Origin of the sequence: Raineyella sp. W15-4 (assembly GCF_033170155.1) — a bacterium.
Taxonomy (GTDB): Bacteria; Actinomycetota; Actinomycetes; order Propionibacteriales; family Propionibacteriaceae; genus Raineyella.
The window spans coordinates 1,982,333-2,000,035 of sequence record NZ_CP137079.1 but is presented as its reverse complement, the minus strand read 5'-3'; the positions used below and the strand labels follow the sequence as shown (position 1 = coordinate 2,000,035).

Sequence of the window (17,703 nt, the reverse complement as noted above, 5' to 3'; positions counted from 1 at the left end):
CACCCGCCGAAGCGCGGGGAGAGGAGACAGCTCAGCGCAGGACGGCGACCAGCTCGACCAGCGCCGGTGCGATCACCAGCGCTGGCAGCAGATCCACCACCGGCACTTTCCGGGCGTTCAGGATCCGTAGCCCGAGCCCGACCAGGATCAGCCCACCGACCGCGGACAGGGCCATCAGGTGCGGCTCGGGCAGGATGTCTCCGACCGCCCAGCCGACCGCTGTGAGCAGTCCCTGCACCACCAGCACCATTCCGGCCGAGGCCATCACTCCCGCGCCGAGGCTGGCGGCGAAGGCGATCGCGCTGAAGCCGTCGAGGACCGCCTTGACCAGCAGTTGGTCGGGCCCGCGACCGAGACCCTCGGTGAGCGCTCCGAGCACGGTGAGCGGTCCGACGCAGAAGAGCAGCGAGGCGGAGACAAAGCCGTTGACGAACCGGCCGGCGGCGTCAGGACGTCCGCTCCCGTCGCCGGCAGGCGGATCGGTCACGACGTGTGCACCCGGATCGGCACCACGGACGAGCCGCCGGCGCACCCAGTGGCCGAAGGCATCCAGCCGCCCCTCGAGGTCGAGCAGGGAACCGATCACCCCGCCGATCAGCAGCGCACCGAGCACGACCAGCACCGGCGCGGACGAGCCGACCGCCTCGCGCAGGGCAGGGGAGAGCACGTCGGCGGCGGAGAGCGCACCCAGCAGCAGCGTGATCAGGCCGAGCGCATCGACGACCGTACGCTGCGTACGCTCCGGGAAGCGGCTGCCGATCCACAGGCCGAGGGAGGAGCCCACCAGCACGGTGACCACATTCGCGAGGGTTCCGAAACCGATGAACACGGACCGTAGACTAGCCGGGTGCTGAACATTGTCGATCTTCGTGACCAGGTGGATGCCGAGGTGGACTACTCCACCATGGTGCCCCGCGCTCCCTTCGACGTGACGGCCGCCCTGGACATCGTCGCGCCGGTCTGCCAGGACGTCGCGACCCACGGTGTCGAGGCGCTGCGGCGGCTGTCGGAGAAGTTCGACCATGTGGTGCCGGAGCATTTCCGGGTGCCGGCCGAGGCACTCCAGCACGCGCTCGACGGGCTGGACCCGTTGGTCCGCCAGGCGTACGAGATCGCCGTCGAGCGCCGCCGGATCGTTGCCTACCAGGAGCTCGGCCCGCAGCAGGTCGATGTCGAGGTGGCTACCGGAGCGACCATCAGCCAGAAGATGATCCCGGTCAACCGGGTCGGTCTCTACGTGCCGGGCGGGCGGGCGCCGCTGGCCTCCTCGGTGATCCACAACGTCGTCCCGGCCCAGGTCGCCGGCGTGCAGCAGATCGCCGTCACCTCCCCGCCGCAGGCCGACTTCGGCGGGCTGCCGCACCCGAACATCCTCGCCGTCTGTGCCCTGCTCGGGGTCGAGGAGGTCTACGCGGTGGGCGGCTCCCAGGCAGTGGCGATGTTCGCGTACGGCGTGCCCGGCCTGTGCCGGCCGGTCGACATGATCTGCGGCCCGGGCAACATCTACGTCGCCGCGGCCAAGCGCTACGTCCAGGGCAGGGTCGGGATCGACTCCGAGGCCGGCCCCACCGAGATCGCCATCGTCGCCGACGACAGCGCGATCCCCAGCCACGTCGCCGCGGACATGGTCTCCCAGGCCGAGCACGACCCGATGGCCGGGGCGGTGCTGATCACCGACTCCGAGGAGCTGGCCCACCGGGTCGACACCGTCATCGCCGCGCAGGCCGCCGAGGCCCGGCACGCCGAACGGATCGGCCAGGCGCTGAAGGGGGAGCAGTCCGGCATTGTGCTGGTCCGTGACATGGAGCAGGGACTGGCGGTCGCCGACGCGTACGCCGCCGAGCACCTGGAGATCCACACCCGCGACGCCGAGGCGCTGGCCCAGCGGGTGACCAACGCCGGTGCGATCTTCATCGGCACCTGGTCCCCGGTCTCGCTCGGCGACTACCTGGCCGGCTCCACCCACGTGCTGCCGACCGGCGGGGGCGCCAAGCACTCCTCGGGGCTGAACGTGAAGTCCTTCCTGCGGGCGGTGCATCTGATCCGCTACCAGCAGGGCGCGACCGACGCGGTGGCCAAGGACGTCATCGCCTTCGCCGAGTCCGAGGACCTGCCCTCGCACGGCAACGCCCTGCGGGTGCGTGTCGAGGACCCCGACGGGAGCCGCGCATGAGCGCCGTACGGCCGGGGGTTGCTGCTCAGCGGGCTGCTGCCGACGTCCGGCTCGCCGATCTGCCGCTGCGTCCCGAGCTGGTGGGCGAGGAGCCGTACGGCGCCCCCCAGCTCGACGTCCCGGTGTGCCTCAACGTCAACGAGAACCCCTACCCGCCGAGCCCGGAGGTGATCGCCGAGATCGCCCGTGCCGCCGCGGCGGCGGCCGGCTCGATGAACCGCTACCCGGATCGCGAGGCGACCGCCCTGCGGGCCGGCCTGGCAGCCTACCTCAACCGCGGTGGATACGCGCTGACGGCGAACAACATCTGGGCGGCCAACGGGTCGAACGAGGTGATGATCCAGCTGATGCAGGCCTTCGCCGGCCCCGACCGGGTGGTGATGACCTTCCCGCCGACGTACTCGATGTACCCGGAGTACGCTCGCGACACCCACAGCCGCTACGTCACCGTGCCGCGCCGGGCAGACTTCACCCTCGACCTGGACGAGGCGCTGCGGCAGATCCGGCTGGAGCAGCCCGACCTGATCATCGTCTGCTCCCCGAACAACCCGACCGGCACCAGCACCGACCTGTCGACGCTCCGGACGTTGTGCGAGGCCACCGACGGGATCGTGGTGGCCGATGAGGCCTACCAGGAGTTCGCCCGGGCCGGCACCCGCTCGGCGCTGGACCTGCTGCCCGACCACCCGAATCTGGTGGTCAGCCGGACGATGTCCAAGGCCTTCGCCTTCGCCGGCGGCCGGTTGGGCTATCTCGCCGCCGCTCCGGCGGTCGTTGACGCCTGCCGGATCGTCCGGCTGCCGTACCACCTGTCGACGATCACCCAGGCGGTGGCGAAGGTCGCCCTCGACCACGCCGACGAGATGCTCTCCCGGGTCGACGACCTGCGCACAGAACGCGACCGGCTGGTCGGCTGGCTGGGGGAGCAGGGCCTGCGGACCGCCGAGACCGACGCGAACTTCGTGCTGTTCGGCCGGTTCGTCGACCGACATGCGGTGTTCCGCGGTCTGCTGGACCGCGGGGTGCTGATCCGCGAGGTCGGCCCGGACGGCTGGCTGCGGGTCAGCGCCGGGACGCCCGACGAGATGGCAGCCTTCCGGACCGCCCTGCTGGAGATCCTGCCGGACAGTCTCCGGATGACCGAGGAGTGACGATGGCCGACCCGACCCGATCCCACCGCACCGCCGAGCTCAGCCGGGAGACCTCCGAGTCCTCCGTCCTCGTCCGGATCGACCTGGACGGCCGCGGGCGCACCGAGATCAGCACCGGAGTGCCGTTCTACGACCACATGCTCACCGCGCTGGGCAAGCACGGACTGTTCGACCTGACCGTCCGCGCCACCGGCGACGTCGAGGTGGACGCCCACCACAGCGTCGAGGACACCGCGATCGTGCTCGGTCAGGCGTTCCGGCAGGCGCTGGGTGACAAGAAGGGCATCCGCCGGTTCGCCGACGCGTACGTGCCGTTGGACGAGGCGCTCGCCCATGCGGTCGTCGACGTCTCCGGCCGGCCGTACGCGGTGATCTCGGGGGAGCCGGACGGCCAGGCATACGCCCTGATCGGCGGCGGGAACGGCGCGGTGCCGTACGCCGGGTCGATGACCCAGCACGTGGTGGAAACCTTCGCGGCGAACGCGCAGATCTGCCTGCACCTGCGGCTGCTCGCCGGCCGCGACCCGCACCACATCGTCGAGGCGCAGTTCAAGGCACTGGCGCGGGCGCTGCGGGACGCGGTGGCGCTCGATCCGCGGGTCGAGGGCGTGCCGTCCACCAAGGGTGCGCTGTGACCGCGGCGCAGGTCGGCGAGGGGACGGCGGCACGTCCACGGGTGGCGCTGCTCGACTACGGCTCCGGCAACCTCCGCTCGGCGTTCCGGGCACTGGAGGCCAACGGCGCCGACGTGACGCTGACCGCCGACCGGGAGCTCTGCCTGGCCGCCGACGGCCTCGTCGTGCCGGGCGTGGGGGCCTTCGCCGCCTGCATGGAGGGACTGCGTGCGGTGGGCGGCGACGAGGTGATCCGCGCCCGGGTCGCCGCCGGCCGGCCGGTGCTGGGCATCTGTGTCGGTCACCAGATCCTCTTCGACCGCGGCGTCGAACACGGCCACGACGCCGCCGGGGTCGGCGTGCTGCCCGGTGTGGTGGAGCGGCTGGCGGCCCAGCGGCTGCCGCACATGGGCTGGAACACCGTCGAGGCGGCCGAGGGGAGCACCCTGTTCGCCGGCGGTGAGGATGCGTGGTACTACTTCGTGCACAGCTACGGCGTGCATGCCGGTGACGACCTGCTCGGCGTGCCGGGCGTCCGCGTCACGTACGCCACCCACGAGACCGACCGGTTCGTCGCTGCGGTGGAGGCGGGGCCGCTGTGCTCGACGCAGTTCCATCCGGAGAAGTCCGGTGAGGCCGGGGCACAGCTTCTGACCAGGTGGCTGGGGAGCCTTCAGGCATCCTGATCCTCGCCGTGTCCTGAAGAGCCTCCGGCGCGGATCGTGCCCGGGTGAGGCTGAGACACAGCGGTCTGGCACGGTCGAGAACGCCAGACCCGGCGCTGACAGAGTCGGCGGCGAGGAGGACGCTCGTACGCGGCGCGAATGCGGTGCACGGGGGCCGCAGTCCGCGTGCCCGGATCTGCCGGGTCAGCGTCGGATACGAGCCGTCGTAGCCCAGCGGCCCGAGCTCGTCCAGCAGCGTCGCCGCCCACAAGGTGCGGGTCCTCCGTGAGCCTGGCGGTGACGTAGTCGACGAACAGGTCGAACGGATCCGGCGCCGCGCGCTCACGCTGGCCCGGGGTGCGTTCCCCGTTCAGGTAGGCGCGGATTTTCTTGCGGTCGTGGTGGGTGCGGCGGGCGATCTCACTGATCGTCATCCCCTGCCGTTTCAGCGCGTTGATGTCCACGCTGCTCCTCTCTGAGAGCACGAGGAACGGGCGTCCCTCGAAGGCTGGTGTGTGGTCGAAGACCACCAGCATCGAGGGAGACCCGCCTCATGCGACGGAGCGACCCAGGGTGGGGAATTTCGATGAGCAGAAGTGGGGAGTTTCAGTGAGCGCCGTCACAACTGCGGTTCGATGATGTCGCGACGGCTACCGCCTGAGCGCGTTCGCGACAAACACGACCCGGGGTCAGTTGACGGAGCTGGAGCTCCAACACCGGCGCGGGGCCCTGTGGGGCTGTTGGCCCACCCGGACCACTCGCCCCGCGGCGCCACGCGGGTTCTGGTCACACCTACCTGCCACAATCAGCCCACGAAGCGGAGATCCCCTGCCGCGACAACAAACCAGAACCCGATCGGGTGAAAGATCGAGGCTAGGTCACCACCCGGACGCACACCTGAACGATCGGACAACTGCTTCCAGGTATTGGCTCCTCTACCAAATGCTCCCGAACCACCAGCCATTGAGGCGCTGATGACAAGGAACGGCAAGGTTGTAGCTTGCGCTGAAAAGAAGTGATACGGCGGTACAGGTGGCCAAGTTAGAATAGGGGCCGTGATAGACGATGGACTGGACCGCATATGGCCCGGATGGCTGATTTCCGCCACTGGCCTCGACTACAGTTGGCATCCGGGCAGTAGTCTGATTGGGAGAGGCGGCGGATGCCTGAATCGGGGTGAGTGCAATTGCTGCGGTCAATAGACCCGCGAGAAAAATGGCTGGTTTGGTCGTTGCTCTTCCTCGTCTCTCTTCGGTGGCTGACTGTTGTTGACGGCGATGTCTGAGGTGCTTGCGCCGTTGGTATAGAGGTTATTTGGAATCGAAGTCGCTGGTAAGTCCCGGAATTATTACGTGCACCCCGCGAAAGGGTGATCGTGATCAACATTGGTTGATATCCTGGACGGTTGGAAATTCTGACCTTTGCGTCGATCAGTGGTAGCGTGCCACCCATGTCAGAGATGCAACCACCAGACCCGTCGGGTGCGCACCGATTTCTGCGCTTCGGCGTCGTGGGTGGGCTGGGCACTGTGCTCAACGTCGCACTGACGATCGTGATGACGAAGGTGCACGGCGGTGTTATCCACGACAATGATGTGGTGGTCGACCTGCCAGGGCAGTGGGACGTGCGCTTCACCGCGGTCGTGTGGATCGTCTGTTTCCTGGTCGCGAATGTCTTCAACTATGGGATCAATCGCCGCTGGACGTTCGCAGAGCGGGCGCCGGAGCAGTGGACCAGCGGGCTGGGGAAATTCCTCGCCGTCGGCGTGGTTGCCGCAATCCTGGGATTGGCGGTGAAGATCCTGCTGACCAATCCGACCTCACCGATGGTCCTGCCGGACCCGCCGTTCGACAACACCTCCGGCCTTCGAGCCCGCGCCTACTGGGCCCAGGTGATCGCCATCGGGGCCACGATGCCGGTCAACTATCTGCTCAACCTGGTGTGGACGTTCCGGCGCGGATCCAGTCCGGCCCGGGCCGAACCCTCAGGTCACGACTCGTCCGGCAGCCGAGCTATCAGCGGAGAACTCACTCGCGATTGAGGGGCTGGCTTGTCACTGCTGAGGTAGGTGGTCCACTCGCAATTCCTGGGCGCGCACGGCGAGCTGGGCGCGTGACTGACAGCCCATCTTGGTGAGGATGCGCGACACGTACGTCTTGACCGTGGCCTCGGTGAGACCGAGATGCCTGGCGATCTCACGATTGGACGCTCCGGAGGCCACCTCGGCGACGACTTCGCGGTCACGCTCACTCAGCCCGTGGGCGCCGGCCGGCGCCGGTGGCGGCCGGCGGGACGGAAAGGTCCGCATCACCTCGGCCGCCGCGGGGGAGAGCACGCTCAGTCCGGCCGCGGCGAGGTGGACGGCGCGGGAGAGTTGCGCAGGGGAGGCGGTCTTGAGCAGGTGGCCAGAAGCCCCGGCCGCCAGCGCAAGGAGGATGTCCTGGTCGGTATCGTACGAGGTCAGTACCAGGATCGGCAGATCCCGAGTTCGGTCGCGGATGACCCGGGTCGCGGCGAATCCGTCCATCACCGGCATGCGCAGGTCCATCAGGACCAGATCCACCTCGTGTTCGGCCACGAACCGGACCGCTTCGGCACCGTCGCGGGCCTCGCCCACCACTGTCAAGCCAGGTTCGGCGGTCAGGATGTCGACGAGGGACCGTCGTGTCAGTGCATCGTCATCGGCAATGAGGACGCGTAGGTCAGTCATGACTATTCCCCTTCCCGGTCGCCACTGCGCCCTCTGCGGGAACGGTCACCAGGGTCTCCCATGCCGCCCCCTTGGGTCTGCTCAGCAAGCTTCCGCCCACCTGACGCAGGCGCTGATGAGCGATCCCCAGGCCGAGATGACCATTTCGTCCGGATGGTGAATCGGGCCGGAGGATTCTGTTGCGGATCCCGCATCGCAGGACTGGTCCGTTGCTGACCGCGACCACTGTCACCGGTTGGCTGCGGTCCGCGTGAGCTATGACGTTGGCGACGGCCTCTTGCATGGCGTCGGCGAACGCCTGCGCGCCGGTCTCATCCACTGAGGCGAGGTTGTCATCACAGCGCAGGCGGGCATCGAAACCGTCGCTCCGCAGGGCGGCCAGCGCGGCTTCGAGAACGACGGCTGGCCTCGGGGCAGGTCCGCAGAGAGTCGCCAGTCCGTCATCTGAGTGAAGCACCTGCAACAGACGCCGCTGGTCGGCGACAGCAGCCCGGCACGTCTCGGCGATGAACTCCAAGTCATGGAGGGTCCGCTCGTCGGCGTCGCCCCGACTATGGGCCATCTCCGCGCGCCGCACCGCTCGGTCAGTGGCCCGCACGATCGTGTCGTGGAGATGGCGCGCCATTCGTTCACGTTCATCGCGTATGGCCTTCGCGTGCGCCTCGGACTCTCGCTGTCGAATCACCTGCACACGCCGGACCCCCACCCCGGCGGCCGTGGCCAAGCCGAAGACGATTGTCCAGAACCCGACCGCTTCAAGCACCTCTGCGGTTGATCTCGCCTGGCTGAGACTGAGTCCCAGCAGGACGGCGTAGTAGAGCAGTCCGGAGCCCGCGCCGAACGCCACCGAGCCGGAGGCGAAGAGGGCCGCGGTTCCCAGTGCGAAGGCAAGGACAGAGAGTCCGAGAGCTCCGGGCAGGAGGATGACCACGGCGACACAGCACGCAACCAATGTGCCCGCACCTGCCCTGGGATGGACGATCGACATCCCTCCGGCCAGGCTCAGGCCTATCTCCAGGGCAGTAGCGACCGGGTCGTCTGCAAAGGGCGGCAAAAAGGGCGCTGAACTCAGTCCGAGGATCGCCGCAGCTGCGACGCCCCATCCCGCTCGTGCCCAAGACCTCGTTGGCATCTTCCCCATGGGCGGAGCATAACGCACTCGATGCGTCGGCGAAGTACGGACAGGTCGACCATCGTTGACTCAGCGTCAACTACTTAGGACTCGTACGGCGGACGTGACGGCAGATAGCATCTGACTAGAAAAAGCTGGACGGTCATCTGACGAAATTTGGAGCGAATCGTTAGTACTCTATTCATTCTGCTTGCGCTGGCTGGAACTGTTCCCTCTGGGGACGTCAGCCTGGACTCCTATCCAGACGAAACCTCGATGGTGATGGTGGGTATCGAGCCTAATGGAATCTGCCAATGGTGGCCTGTGCTCTACCCCATCTGCCCACCTCGATAGACAAGTATACGCAAGATCTCTGTTCATGTGAGAGATCGAGTGTGGCGTGTTGGACAATTTGAACGAAAGGGAAATGGAACATGAATCGAATCGCAAAGGCAATCGCCACGGCTGTTGTGACCCTCGGTATCGCAGCCGGAAGCGCGGCATCGGCCAACGCCACTGTCGTTCCGGTTGGCGGTGGTACTTGGAACTACGGAGTTGGCGGAATTGTGTGGTCCAACTATTATCACGGTTCCAAGGTTCATGGAAGCACGGCGTGCAGTGGGGTTCGCTGTGTCGCGTCTCCCTGGACGCCTCAGGGACGGTGGTCGTACGCCTCTACGTCCGCCACTCTGGCGGGGAACACGGCGTACTGGCGAGTTTCCTGATTGACGGGAGTGGGTGTCGGCACTCAGGCGAGGGAGCCGACCCCCACAGTCGATGGGTGTCATTGGTTCGTAGCGCCGTCGCAACTGGAGAATAGGAGACGCAACCGGAGAACAGGAGAGTGGAGTGCGTAGCAATCTGGTACTGGGGAAGCTACTGCTCTGGGTGGCGACTGGGCTGTGTTCGCTGACGCTGCTCCTGTCGACGGCGATGTTCTTGACCGACGAGGATCGTTATGGTCCGGAAGGAATCACTCAAGGGGTGGCCCTCTACTCGCTTCCGGGCCGAGTCTCGCTCCAAGAGTTCACCACGACGCTGGACGCGGTGGCCCTGGCGGAGGGGGTCAACGTCTACAAGAGTTGGCCCGCTCCTGAGAACGGCATTCTGGCCACCGACTATTTCGTGTTCGCCGGGGATCCCGGATCGATCATCGGTGACGTCCAGACTCACACTTTCCCGACCTTCGGCGGGAGATATGTCGGACGCCTCTATCCCGCAAGTTCTATCGAGCGGTATCAACTGTTGGGAGGCTTCTTCGTCCACGGGAGTGCCGAGCAGGCGCAAGCTGTCATGGAGTCGCTCGCCTCTCTGGGGGCTGATGTCAAGACCGTACCCTCTCTTCCGGCTGTCCTGAGATGGCCCATTTTTCTGACCGGGAGCCCATGGGGTGGGGCGGTGGTGATCGCGTGGGTGGCCGTGGTCCTGGCCGGAGCCAATCTGCTCAGCCTGCGCCTGGCTGTCGCCGGACTGCGGCTATCGGTCGGTATGTCGTATGTTCAAGTCCTGGGCAGGGAAGCCGGCGGTGTACTCATCCCGGCCCTGTTGGCCGGAGTGGTCCCGTCCGCAGCACTGTTGGGCTACGCATTTGGGTGGGCGGCGGGATACCGATGGGCCTCGATCATCACGGTCGCGTCGCTGCACGTTCTGATTCAGGGCAGCGCCGTGCTGGCCGCATCGGCACTATTCGGGCTGGCCGTGCGGGGATTCTCGATCGGGCGTATTATGGCCGGAAAACGCCCGGTTGCACTGCTGGCCAGCCTCTCGGTCGTCGCGATCGTCGGGACCTCCATCATTGCTTCGGCAGGCGCCGCGCAGGCCTTCGCGGGTGCCAACGATCGCCATCTGGAACAGCAGGCGGACTCCTACCGTGCAGCGCACTCGAATCTTGTGTTCACGTACACGACCTACGCCATTGTCGGTGATGACGTTAAGCAGGTGATCGACGGGCTCGCGGAGAGCTATCGGCAGGCCGAGTCGACCGGTGGAGTCCTCCTCACTCAGGTCGACGCAGTAGCAGGACGTGGGACGGCGTTCGACCAGAAGGGCCGACCGACCGCTCTGGTCGCCAACACTGCATTCCTGGGTTCGTTGGATGCTGCCGATGCGAGTCTTCGTCGGCATGTCGAGGAGGCTACCCGACCGCTTGGAGGAGTCGCCCTTCTGATCCCGTCCGGCCGCGGAGATGAGCGAAGGGAGATCATCTCGCACGCCACCGATTGGTTGTCTTGGGAGGCATCGCTGCGGGATCCCGCCGATCGTGTCGCCCCCCAGCTCACGGTGCTGGATGGCGTCGATCTTGGTGTGGTACCCCGTCTCGACTACAACGGTGCGGACACTGCTCCGGGGCGACCCATGTACCTGGTCGATCCGGTGATGCTCGTGACCGATGCGCGCGGCGGGTTGTTTGACGACCATTTCTATGCGGGATCCGGCGCCTTCAAGGATCGTGATTCCCTGGTCAGGTTGCTGGATCAGTATGGGGTTTCCGGAGCTGCCGACATCGAGATTGTCGCCCAAGCATCCGAACTCTATCGTGTCAACAGAGAAGCTGATTACAAGGTTGTCATCACTGGCATGGTTCTCATGGTGACCGTCCTCTCGATGGCTTTGGTGATTCTCTCCGCCATCTACCTTCTTCGGAATCGAGTGGCGATCTTCCTGTTGTGGACGACCGGCCGGAGCTATCTGGGGATCCACTGGCGCTATGTGACAATGACGGGCTGTCTGGTCATCGCGCCGTCGGCGGCCTACCTGCTGACGATCGACCTCGCATTGGCGGCCAAAGCAGGGATCGTGTTCGCAGGTGGCGTTCTTGCCTTGCTGGCAGCGACAACCGCTCTCTTGCTGCTCGGCAGGCAGGAGCGACGAGAGGCATTGGTGATCTCATGAAGCAGCGCGAGGTGGATGTGGTGCAAGCGGCTGCCCCATGCGTGTCGGGTGGTGGTGGAGGGGACATCGAGCTGGCTGGCGCGGGCATCGCGGGCCACGATCTCGAGTTCGCTTACCCGGGTCGAGTCCTGTGGCGCGGCCTGGACGTGGAGATCGAGCCAGGCATGGTGACGGCAGTGTGTGGACAGAGTGGTTCGGGAAAGACCACCTTTCTCCAGTGCCTCGGGAGCCTCGAAAAGATGACCAGTGGCGAACTGGTCGTCTGCGGTACTGGCATGGCCGCGTTGCGGGGAGGCAGTCGGCGGCGGTTCCTTCGTGAGACCGTCGGGTTTCTCTTCCAGAATTTCGGACTGGTGGCGTCCTGGTCGGTCCGCAAGAACCTCGAAGTAGGCGGCTACCGGTTCTCTCGAGACCTGAGCGGCATTGAGGAGGTCTTCGACCGTTTCGACCTGCCGATCGCGCTGTTGTCCACCCCTGCCTATCGTCTGAGCGGTGGCGAACAGCAACGGGTCGCACTCATCAGGCTGGCTCTGCGTCAGCCACGCATACTCCTGATGGACGAGCCGACGTCCGCGTTGGATGACGAGAACACAACGCGATTGAACGACTTCGTGACGGACCACTGCCGAAGCGGGGGAATCGCGGTGATCGCGACGCATGATGCCCGTGTCGTCGAGCGCGCCGATCTCATCATCAGGCTCTGATCGAAGGAGCCGTGGGGTTGAGCTTCTGCTCGACCGCGTCGGCGGCCGACTGGATCGTACGGTCGCCGACTCCGCTTTCCCAGCTGATCCCGTTCGGCCCGGCAGGCTGATCCAGCCCGGGGGCTCAGTTGTCATCTTCGTGTCATGACTGTCATATTTCCGTCCTACGCTGCCGAGCAGTCGTCGGAAGGACCGCTCATGCCACGGATCGCCTCGACCATCGCCGCCGTCCCGTCGTCGGGGATCCGGCGGATCTTCGAGCTCGCCGCTGGTCTGGCCTGACTTGCACAAGTGAGGCTTCTCGGCGAGGTAGATGGCCTTGTGGGAGTCGGTTTGGGGGTCGGTTTTGGGGCACTAATCGGGGGGTTCTGTAGGCTGGCGGGGGTGAGCCCGTTCCTGCGGAAGGTGAAGACGGCCTCGGGTGCGACCGCGGTGCAGATCGTGGAGAAGCGCAACGGGCAGCGTCGGATCGTGGAGCATGTCGGCTCGGCCCATGACGAGACCGAGCTGGCGGTGCTGCTCAGCGCAGCCCAGCAGCGTCTGCATGGCCTCCAGGACGAGGCGTTGCCGTTCGATCCCGTCCCGCCTGGTCCGGCACCGTCGGGGCCGGTGGTGGAGGCGAAGGCCAGCCGGCTGTTGTGGGACGCCCTCATGGGTGCCTACCGCCATCTGGGCTTCGACCAGCTCGGGGACGGGGTGTTCGCCCAGCTGGTCGCCGCGAGGATCATCGAGCCGACCTCGAAACTCGACACGATCCGGGTACTGGGCGACCTGGGGCTGGCCACGCCGCACCGCAACACGATCGGCAACTGCCTGCGCCGCTGCGTCGAGCGGAACTATCGCGGCCGGGTCGCGACCGCCTGCTGGGCCCACGTCCAGGCCGCCGGTCCGGTCGCCCTGGTCATGTACGACCTGACGACACTCCACTTCGAGATCACTGACGAGGACCGGCTCCGCAAGGTCGGCATGAGCAAGGAACACCGCATCGACCCGCAGGTCAGCGTCGGTCTGCTGGTCGACGCCGGCGGGTTCCCCCTGGAGATCGCGATGTTCGACGGGGCCAAGGCCGAGACGAAAACGCTGGTGCCGGTGATCAAGGCTTTCCGGGCCCGTCACGGCATCACCGAGCTGGTGGTCGTCGCGGACGCCGGGATGTTGTCCGCGACGAACCTGAACGCGCTGGAGGATGTCGGCTGTCGGTTCATCGTCGGGTCACGGCAGTCGCGGGCACCCTACGATCTGGCTGACCATTTCGAGGCGCACGGGAACTACTCCCCCGACGGTGCCACGATCGAGACGAGCCGCGCCATGGGAACCGGGAAGGACAGGCGCACCCGCCGGGTCGTCTACCACTACTCCGCGGCCCGGCGACGGCGTGAGGATCGCGCGATCAACGCCCAGATCGCCAAGGCCGAGAAAGTCGCCGCGGGCAAGCGGCCCGTCGCCCGGGACCGGTTCGTGACCGTCACCGGCGACGGGGAGGGGAAGAAGGCCGAGGTCAACTGGGCTGTGATCGAACGGGCCCGCGCCTCCACCGGCTACAAGGGCTACGTCACCAACATCGGTGCCGACGTGATGGACGCCGAGGCTGTCGTGGCGGCCTACCACGACCTGTGGCACGTCGAGGCGTCCTTCAGAATGACGAAGAGCGATCTCGCCGCGCGGCCGGTCTTCCATCACAAGAAGGACTCCATCGAGGCCCACCTCACGGTCGTCTTCGCCGCCCTCGCCGTTTCGCGCTACCTGCAGCAGCGCACCGGGGTCAGCATCAAGAGGCTCGTTCAGACCCTGCGACCCCTCCAGACCGTCACGATCACCATCGCCGGTGAACAGGTCACCGCCCAGCCCCGCCTCAGCAGTGACGCCGCCGCCATCCTCGACAAGATCCCCGACCTCACGGGGCACTAAAACTGTGCAAGTCAGGTCTGGACGACGTGATCCCGCTGGCGGTCGGCGAGCCCGAGCTGCCCGTCGCGTGCCACATCCTGCGTGCCGGAGCCGAGGCATGGGAACGCGACGACACCGCCTACACCCCGAACAGCGGGATCGCCCCGCTGCGCCGAGCGATTGCCGCCAAACTCGATCGGTACAACGGCTACCGGGTCAGCGACGAGCAGGTGCACGTGACGTCGGGCGGGGCCCAGGCGCTGCACATGGCGATGTCGTTCACCCTCGAGGCCGGCAGCGAGATCCTCATCCCCGATCCCGGCTACCCGACGTTCTCCATGACGCCTCGGCTGTTGGGTGCGGTCCCGGTGCCGTACCCGCTGAGCTCGCCGCACGGCTTCCGGCCCGATCTGACCGAGCTGGAGTCCCTCGTCACCCCGTCCACCCGGGCGCTGCTCATCAACAGCCCCTCCAACCCGCTCGGCGTGGTCTTCGACCGTACGACCGTGGCGGCGCTGCTCGCGTTCGCCTCCCGGCACGACCTGTGGGTGATCAGTGACGAGGTCTACGAGTACCTGACCTGGATGAGTATTTGGAGGGTTGAGCGCCACCAGTTATTGACGTTGAGCGCCACCGGTTATCGGGCTTGGGCGCCACCGGTTGGTGCGGGTGAGCGCCAGCGGCGGTGGGTGGGTGCCGCTGGCGCTCAGCGTGGGGTCAGAGGGTCTGGGTCTGGGCCGCTCGTTCTCGCATGTTGATGGGTCCGGTGTTGATCCAGATCGCGGTGTGGACGATCCGGTCCATGATCGCGTCGGCGCGGACTCCGCCGCCGAGGCGCTGGTGCCAGTCCTTCTTGGGGTACTGGGTGGCGAACACGGTCGAGCCGGTGTCGTGGCGGCGTTCCATCAGTTCGAGCAGCATCGTCCGGGTGGCCTCGTCGGGCTGGTCGAGGAGCCACTCGTCCAGCACGAGGAGGTTGAACGCGGCGTACTTGCGCAGGAACTTGGTGGCGCCCTGGGTCTGGTCGCGGGCCAGGGTCCAGGCCTCGACCAGGTCGGGCATCCGGATCACGTGGGCCCGGATCCGGTGGTGGCAGGCGTTGCGGGCCAGCGCGGAGGCGAGGTAGGACTTGCCCGAGCCGGTGAAGCCTTCCAGGACCACGCTGCGGTTGGCGGTGATGAACCGGCAGGTCGCCAGTTCGGCCAGGACAGTGCGGTCCAGGCCGCGTTGTTCGATCAGGTCGAGGGCGCGTAGGTCTGCGTTCGGGTAACGCAGCCCGGCCCGGCGGATCAGGCCGGCGACCTTGGTATCGGTGAACGCGCCGTGCGCGTCGTCGACCGCGAGCCGGACCCGTTCGGCGAACGGCAGATCCATGGTGAGGGCGTCGTCCTGGGCCTCGAGCGCGTCGGCCAGGTCGCCGACGCCCATCTCGCGCAGCTTGCGCTTGGTCTCCATGTCCAGGGCGCTCATCGGGATCCTCCGGCGTAGTAGTCGGCCCCACGAACGAACCCGGCGTCGGCGCTCTCGCGCGGTGGTGGGGTGTGGTCGGGGCGGGTCTTGTCCTGCCCGGTCGCCAGGATCGGGGCCAGGTGGGCGTAGCGCGGTGTTCGGATGCCCGCCGTGAGCGCGATCCGGCTGGCGGCCTCTAGCCTCGGTGCCGAGTAGCGCCGCGACAGGCGTAGGACGGCCAGGGCCGCATTCAGGCCCTGCTCCTCGATCGTCACGGACGCGAAGATCCGATCCACGACGGTGGTGGTGTCGGGGCCGATGCGGCCCGCCCAGGCCCTGACCCGGTCCGGATCCCATTCTCGCCAGGGCTTGCCGTCGGGCAGGTCGGCGGGCCGGGTGCGGTACTGGTTGACCGCCGTGGCCGCCAGCAGCGGGTGGGACGCGAGGCGTTCGTCGTGGCGCCAGACCTCCAGCGTGGTGTCGCTGATCCGCAGGTCGACATGGGTCCCGATGTGGACGAACGGCACCGAGTAGCGATTCTTGGCCCAGACCACGTGCCCGTCGCGGCCGACCCGCCGGCCCCGGACCCACTGGGAGATCTCGAACGCCACGACCGGCAGCGGGCGCAGCAGCGGCGCCTCCTCGCTGGTGAACACCGAGGTCCGTGAGCCTGCGCGCTTCTGGAAGGGTGTGGCGTTGTAGTCGGCCAGCCGTTCCCGGATCGCGGCCCGCAACTGCGTCAGGGTCGTGAACGTCTCCTCGCGCAGCGCGGCGATCACAGCGGTGGCGATGTTGCCGACCGTGTTCTCCACACTCGCCTTGTCCTTCGGTTTGCGGACCCGCCCCGGCAGCACGGCCGCCGAGTAGTGCGCGGCGAGTTCTCGGTAGGCGTCGTTCAGGACAATCTCACCCTCACGGGGGTGGGTGATCACGCCGGTCTTCAGGTTGTCCGACACGATCCGGGGCACCGAACCGCCGAAGAACTCGAACATCGCCACATGCGCCCTTAGCCAACTGTCCTGACGCATGTCCACGGTCGGCTCCACGAACGCATACCGGCTGAACGGCAGACACCCCACGAACAGATACACCCGCTGCGACGTCCCTGCCACCGGATCGACCAGGCGCATCGTGGGGCCCGACCAATCGACCTCGACAGTCCTGCCGGCCTTGTGACCGACCCGCGAGGACGCGCCGGTCACCAGCAGATACCGGCCGTAGGACTTGCAGAACCGGTCATAGCCCATCGCCACACCCCCGGCACCCGTCGTGGCGTCGACGTACTCGGCGTGCAGCAGCCGCAGCGTCACCCCGACCCGCGCCAACTCCCGGTGCACCCGGGCCCAGTCCGGCTCGCTGAACACACTCACGTGCTCGTCCCGGCCCGGGAACAACAACGAGTAGACCTCGGCATCAGTCAAGTCGGCGACCTCATCCCAGCCGACCCCAGCCTGATCAGCAGCGTCGATCACCGCCGCGACGCTGTGACGCGACATCTGCTGGGACGCGGCGATCGCTCGCCCTGACAGGCCCTCGGCCCGGAGGCGAAGCACGGACTTCGCCTGAATCCTTCGTACCATTGCGATACTCCTTCTGCCATGCGGTAGGCGCATGGCAGAAGGAGCCTGACAGGGCGGCGCCGAACCACGCCAACCCCGGCGCTCACGTCGAATAATCCCTGCCCCGGACGGTGGCGCTCGAACCCACTACCGGTGGTGCCCCTGAGGCCGAATATTCACTGGACACCCGGATTCGTCAGCGCGGCTGCGGTCGACACCGAGAACCGCGTGTTCGGCGTGTATTCACTGTCGAAGACGTACGCCTTGACCGGCGCCCGGATCGGCTATCTGGTCACGCCCGCCGGGCTGCGCGAACGCTTCGCCGCCGCCCAGGAATCCGTGGTCAGCTGCATCAACGCCCCCGCTCAGTACGCCGCGCTCGCCGCCGTGGAGGGCAGCCAGGACGACGTGCGTACAGCCCGGGCACACTACCGGGGCAACCTGGCGGCCGCCTGTGCGGTGCTCGACACCAAGGGGCTGCGCTACCACCGGCCTGCCGGGGCGTTCTACCTGTGGATCGACCTGTCGCACGTGACCGGCGGGAACGTCGCTGCGTGGGCGGAGGAGTTCCTGCTGAGCCGGCGGGTCGCCGTCGCTCCGGGCAACGCCTTCGGTGCGGCTGGCGAGGGCTGGGTGAGGGTGTGCTTCGCCGGGCAACGGGAGCTGCTGGTCGAGGCGTTGAGTCGCCTGCCGGGGCCCGAGCAGCAAGGCACCGGGATCGGACCGCAGGGACCGGCCCGGCCGTGTCGATGAGTCGGTGCCGACCGTTCGCCCGAAGCCATTGTTGC

Annotated in this window: 18 protein-coding genes; 12 read left to right on the top strand and 6 right to left on the bottom strand. The window is 67.1% G+C overall.

Annotation, left to right across the window (positions count from 1 at the left end):
• Positions 1–31: 31 nt before the first annotated feature.
• Positions 32–829: a DUF554 domain-containing protein gene (locus tag R0145_RS09360; RefSeq protein ID WP_317836557.1), complete on the bottom strand. Its 798-nt coding sequence runs from the start codon at positions 827–829 to the stop codon at positions 32–34.
• A gap of 18 nt (positions 830–847) precedes the next feature.
• On the opposite strand from R0145_RS09360, the gene hisD reads away from it, so the two are divergent.
• Genes hisD through hisH form a run of 4 tightly spaced genes read left to right on the top strand, consistent with a single transcriptional unit; the run spans position 848 to position 4,624 of the window.
• Positions 848–2,173 carry a histidinol dehydrogenase gene (hisD, locus tag R0145_RS09355; protein WP_411742031.1) on the top strand — a complete coding sequence of 442 codons (1,326 nt, stop codon included), beginning with the start codon at positions 848–850 and terminating at the stop codon, positions 2,171–2,173.
• Entirely contained in the window at positions 2,170–3,324 is a 1,155-nt protein-coding gene (locus tag R0145_RS09350; RefSeq protein ID WP_317836556.1) for a histidinol-phosphate transaminase, read from the top strand. Before hisD ends, R0145_RS09350 begins: the two co-directional genes overlap by 4 nt.
• 2 nt (positions 3,325–3,326) lie before the next feature.
• The gene (hisB, locus tag R0145_RS09345; RefSeq protein ID WP_317836555.1) at positions 3,327–3,959 is read left to right on the top strand and encodes an imidazoleglycerol-phosphate dehydratase HisB; all 633 of its coding nucleotides are present in this window, start codon (positions 3,327–3,329) and stop codon (positions 3,957–3,959) included.
• Positions 3,956–4,624 (top strand): imidazole glycerol phosphate synthase subunit HisH, encoded by a 669-nt coding sequence (gene hisH / locus R0145_RS09340; protein ID WP_317836554.1) that lies wholly within the window; start codon positions 3,956–3,958, stop codon positions 4,622–4,624. The genes hisB and hisH overlap by 4 nt, the downstream gene beginning before the upstream one ends.
• Here the strand turns inward: hisH and R0145_RS09335 are convergent.
• The gene (locus R0145_RS09335; RefSeq protein ID WP_317836553.1) at positions 4,612–5,139 is read right to left on the bottom strand and encodes a hypothetical protein; all 528 of its coding nucleotides are present in this window, start codon (positions 5,137–5,139) and stop codon (positions 4,612–4,614) included. The genes hisH and R0145_RS09335 overlap by 13 nt on opposite strands.
• 869 nt (positions 5,140–6,008) lie before the next feature.
• On the opposite strand from R0145_RS09335, the gene R0145_RS09330 reads away from it, so the two are divergent.
• Positions 6,009–6,644, top strand: a complete 636-nt coding sequence (locus R0145_RS09330; protein WP_317836551.1) for a GtrA family protein — start codon at positions 6,009–6,011, stop codon at positions 6,642–6,644.
• A 12-nt stretch (positions 6,645–6,656) separates the two neighbouring features.
• On the opposite strand, the gene R0145_RS09325 is transcribed toward R0145_RS09330, so the two are convergent.
• Together R0145_RS09325 and R0145_RS09320 are read right to left on the bottom strand one after the other, a co-directional pair.
• Positions 6,657–7,313 (bottom strand): response regulator transcription factor, encoded by a 657-nt coding sequence (locus R0145_RS09325; protein WP_317836550.1) that lies wholly within the window; start codon positions 7,311–7,313, stop codon positions 6,657–6,659.
• Entirely contained in the window at positions 7,306–8,454 is a 1,149-nt protein-coding gene (locus R0145_RS09320; RefSeq protein ID WP_317836549.1) for a hypothetical protein, read from the bottom strand. The genes R0145_RS09325 and R0145_RS09320 overlap by 8 nt, the downstream gene beginning before the upstream one ends.
• A gap of 404 nt (positions 8,455–8,858) precedes the next feature.
• Between R0145_RS09320 and R0145_RS18420 the strand changes: the two genes are divergently transcribed.
• The 6 genes from R0145_RS18420 (at position 8,859) to R0145_RS09295 (ending at position 14,665) form a co-directional block, all read left to right on the top strand.
• Positions 8,859–9,149 (top strand): lactococcin 972 family bacteriocin, encoded by a 291-nt coding sequence (locus tag R0145_RS18420; RefSeq protein WP_411742030.1) that lies wholly within the window; start codon positions 8,859–8,861, stop codon positions 9,147–9,149.
• Between the two features lie 124 nt (positions 9,150–9,273).
• A complete protein-coding gene (locus R0145_RS09315) occupies positions 9,274–11,316 on the top strand; it encodes a hypothetical protein (RefSeq protein ID WP_317836548.1) in 2,043 nt (680 codons plus the stop codon).
• Positions 11,313–12,020 (top strand): ABC transporter ATP-binding protein, encoded by a 708-nt coding sequence (locus R0145_RS09310; RefSeq protein ID WP_317836547.1) that lies wholly within the window; start codon positions 11,313–11,315, stop codon positions 12,018–12,020. The genes R0145_RS09315 and R0145_RS09310 overlap by 4 nt, the downstream gene beginning before the upstream one ends.
• A gap of 144 nt (positions 12,021–12,164) precedes the next feature.
• A complete protein-coding gene (locus R0145_RS09305) occupies positions 12,165–12,302 on the top strand; it encodes a hypothetical protein (protein ID WP_317836546.1) in 138 nt (45 codons plus the stop codon).
• A 102-nt stretch (positions 12,303–12,404) separates the two neighbouring features.
• Positions 12,405–13,928, top strand: a complete 1,524-nt coding sequence (locus tag R0145_RS09300) for an IS1634 family transposase (protein WP_317836545.1) — start codon at positions 12,405–12,407, stop codon at positions 13,926–13,928.
• A gap of 26 nt (positions 13,929–13,954) precedes the next feature.
• Positions 13,955–14,665 (top strand): pyridoxal phosphate-dependent aminotransferase, encoded by a 711-nt coding sequence (locus tag R0145_RS09295; RefSeq protein ID WP_317836543.1) that lies wholly within the window; start codon positions 13,955–13,957, stop codon positions 14,663–14,665.
• Here the strand turns inward: R0145_RS09295 and R0145_RS09290 are convergent.
• Both R0145_RS09290 and istA read right to left on the bottom strand, forming a co-directional pair.
• Entirely contained in the window at positions 14,625–15,377 is a 753-nt protein-coding gene (locus tag R0145_RS09290) for an ATP-binding protein (protein WP_317836542.1), read from the bottom strand. The genes R0145_RS09295 and R0145_RS09290 overlap by 41 nt on opposite strands.
• Positions 15,374–16,936: an IS21 family transposase gene (gene istA, locus R0145_RS09285; RefSeq protein WP_317836541.1), complete on the bottom strand. Its 1,563-nt coding sequence runs from the start codon at positions 16,934–16,936 to the stop codon at positions 15,374–15,376. Before istA ends, R0145_RS09290 begins: the two co-directional genes overlap by 4 nt.
• 135 nt (positions 16,937–17,071) lie before the next feature.
• Here istA and R0145_RS09280 point away from each other — a divergent pair, with 135 nt between their 5' ends.
• Positions 17,072–17,668, top strand: a complete 597-nt coding sequence (locus R0145_RS09280; RefSeq protein ID WP_317836540.1) for a pyridoxal phosphate-dependent aminotransferase — start codon at positions 17,072–17,074, stop codon at positions 17,666–17,668.
• Positions 17,669–17,703: the final 35 nt, after the last annotated feature.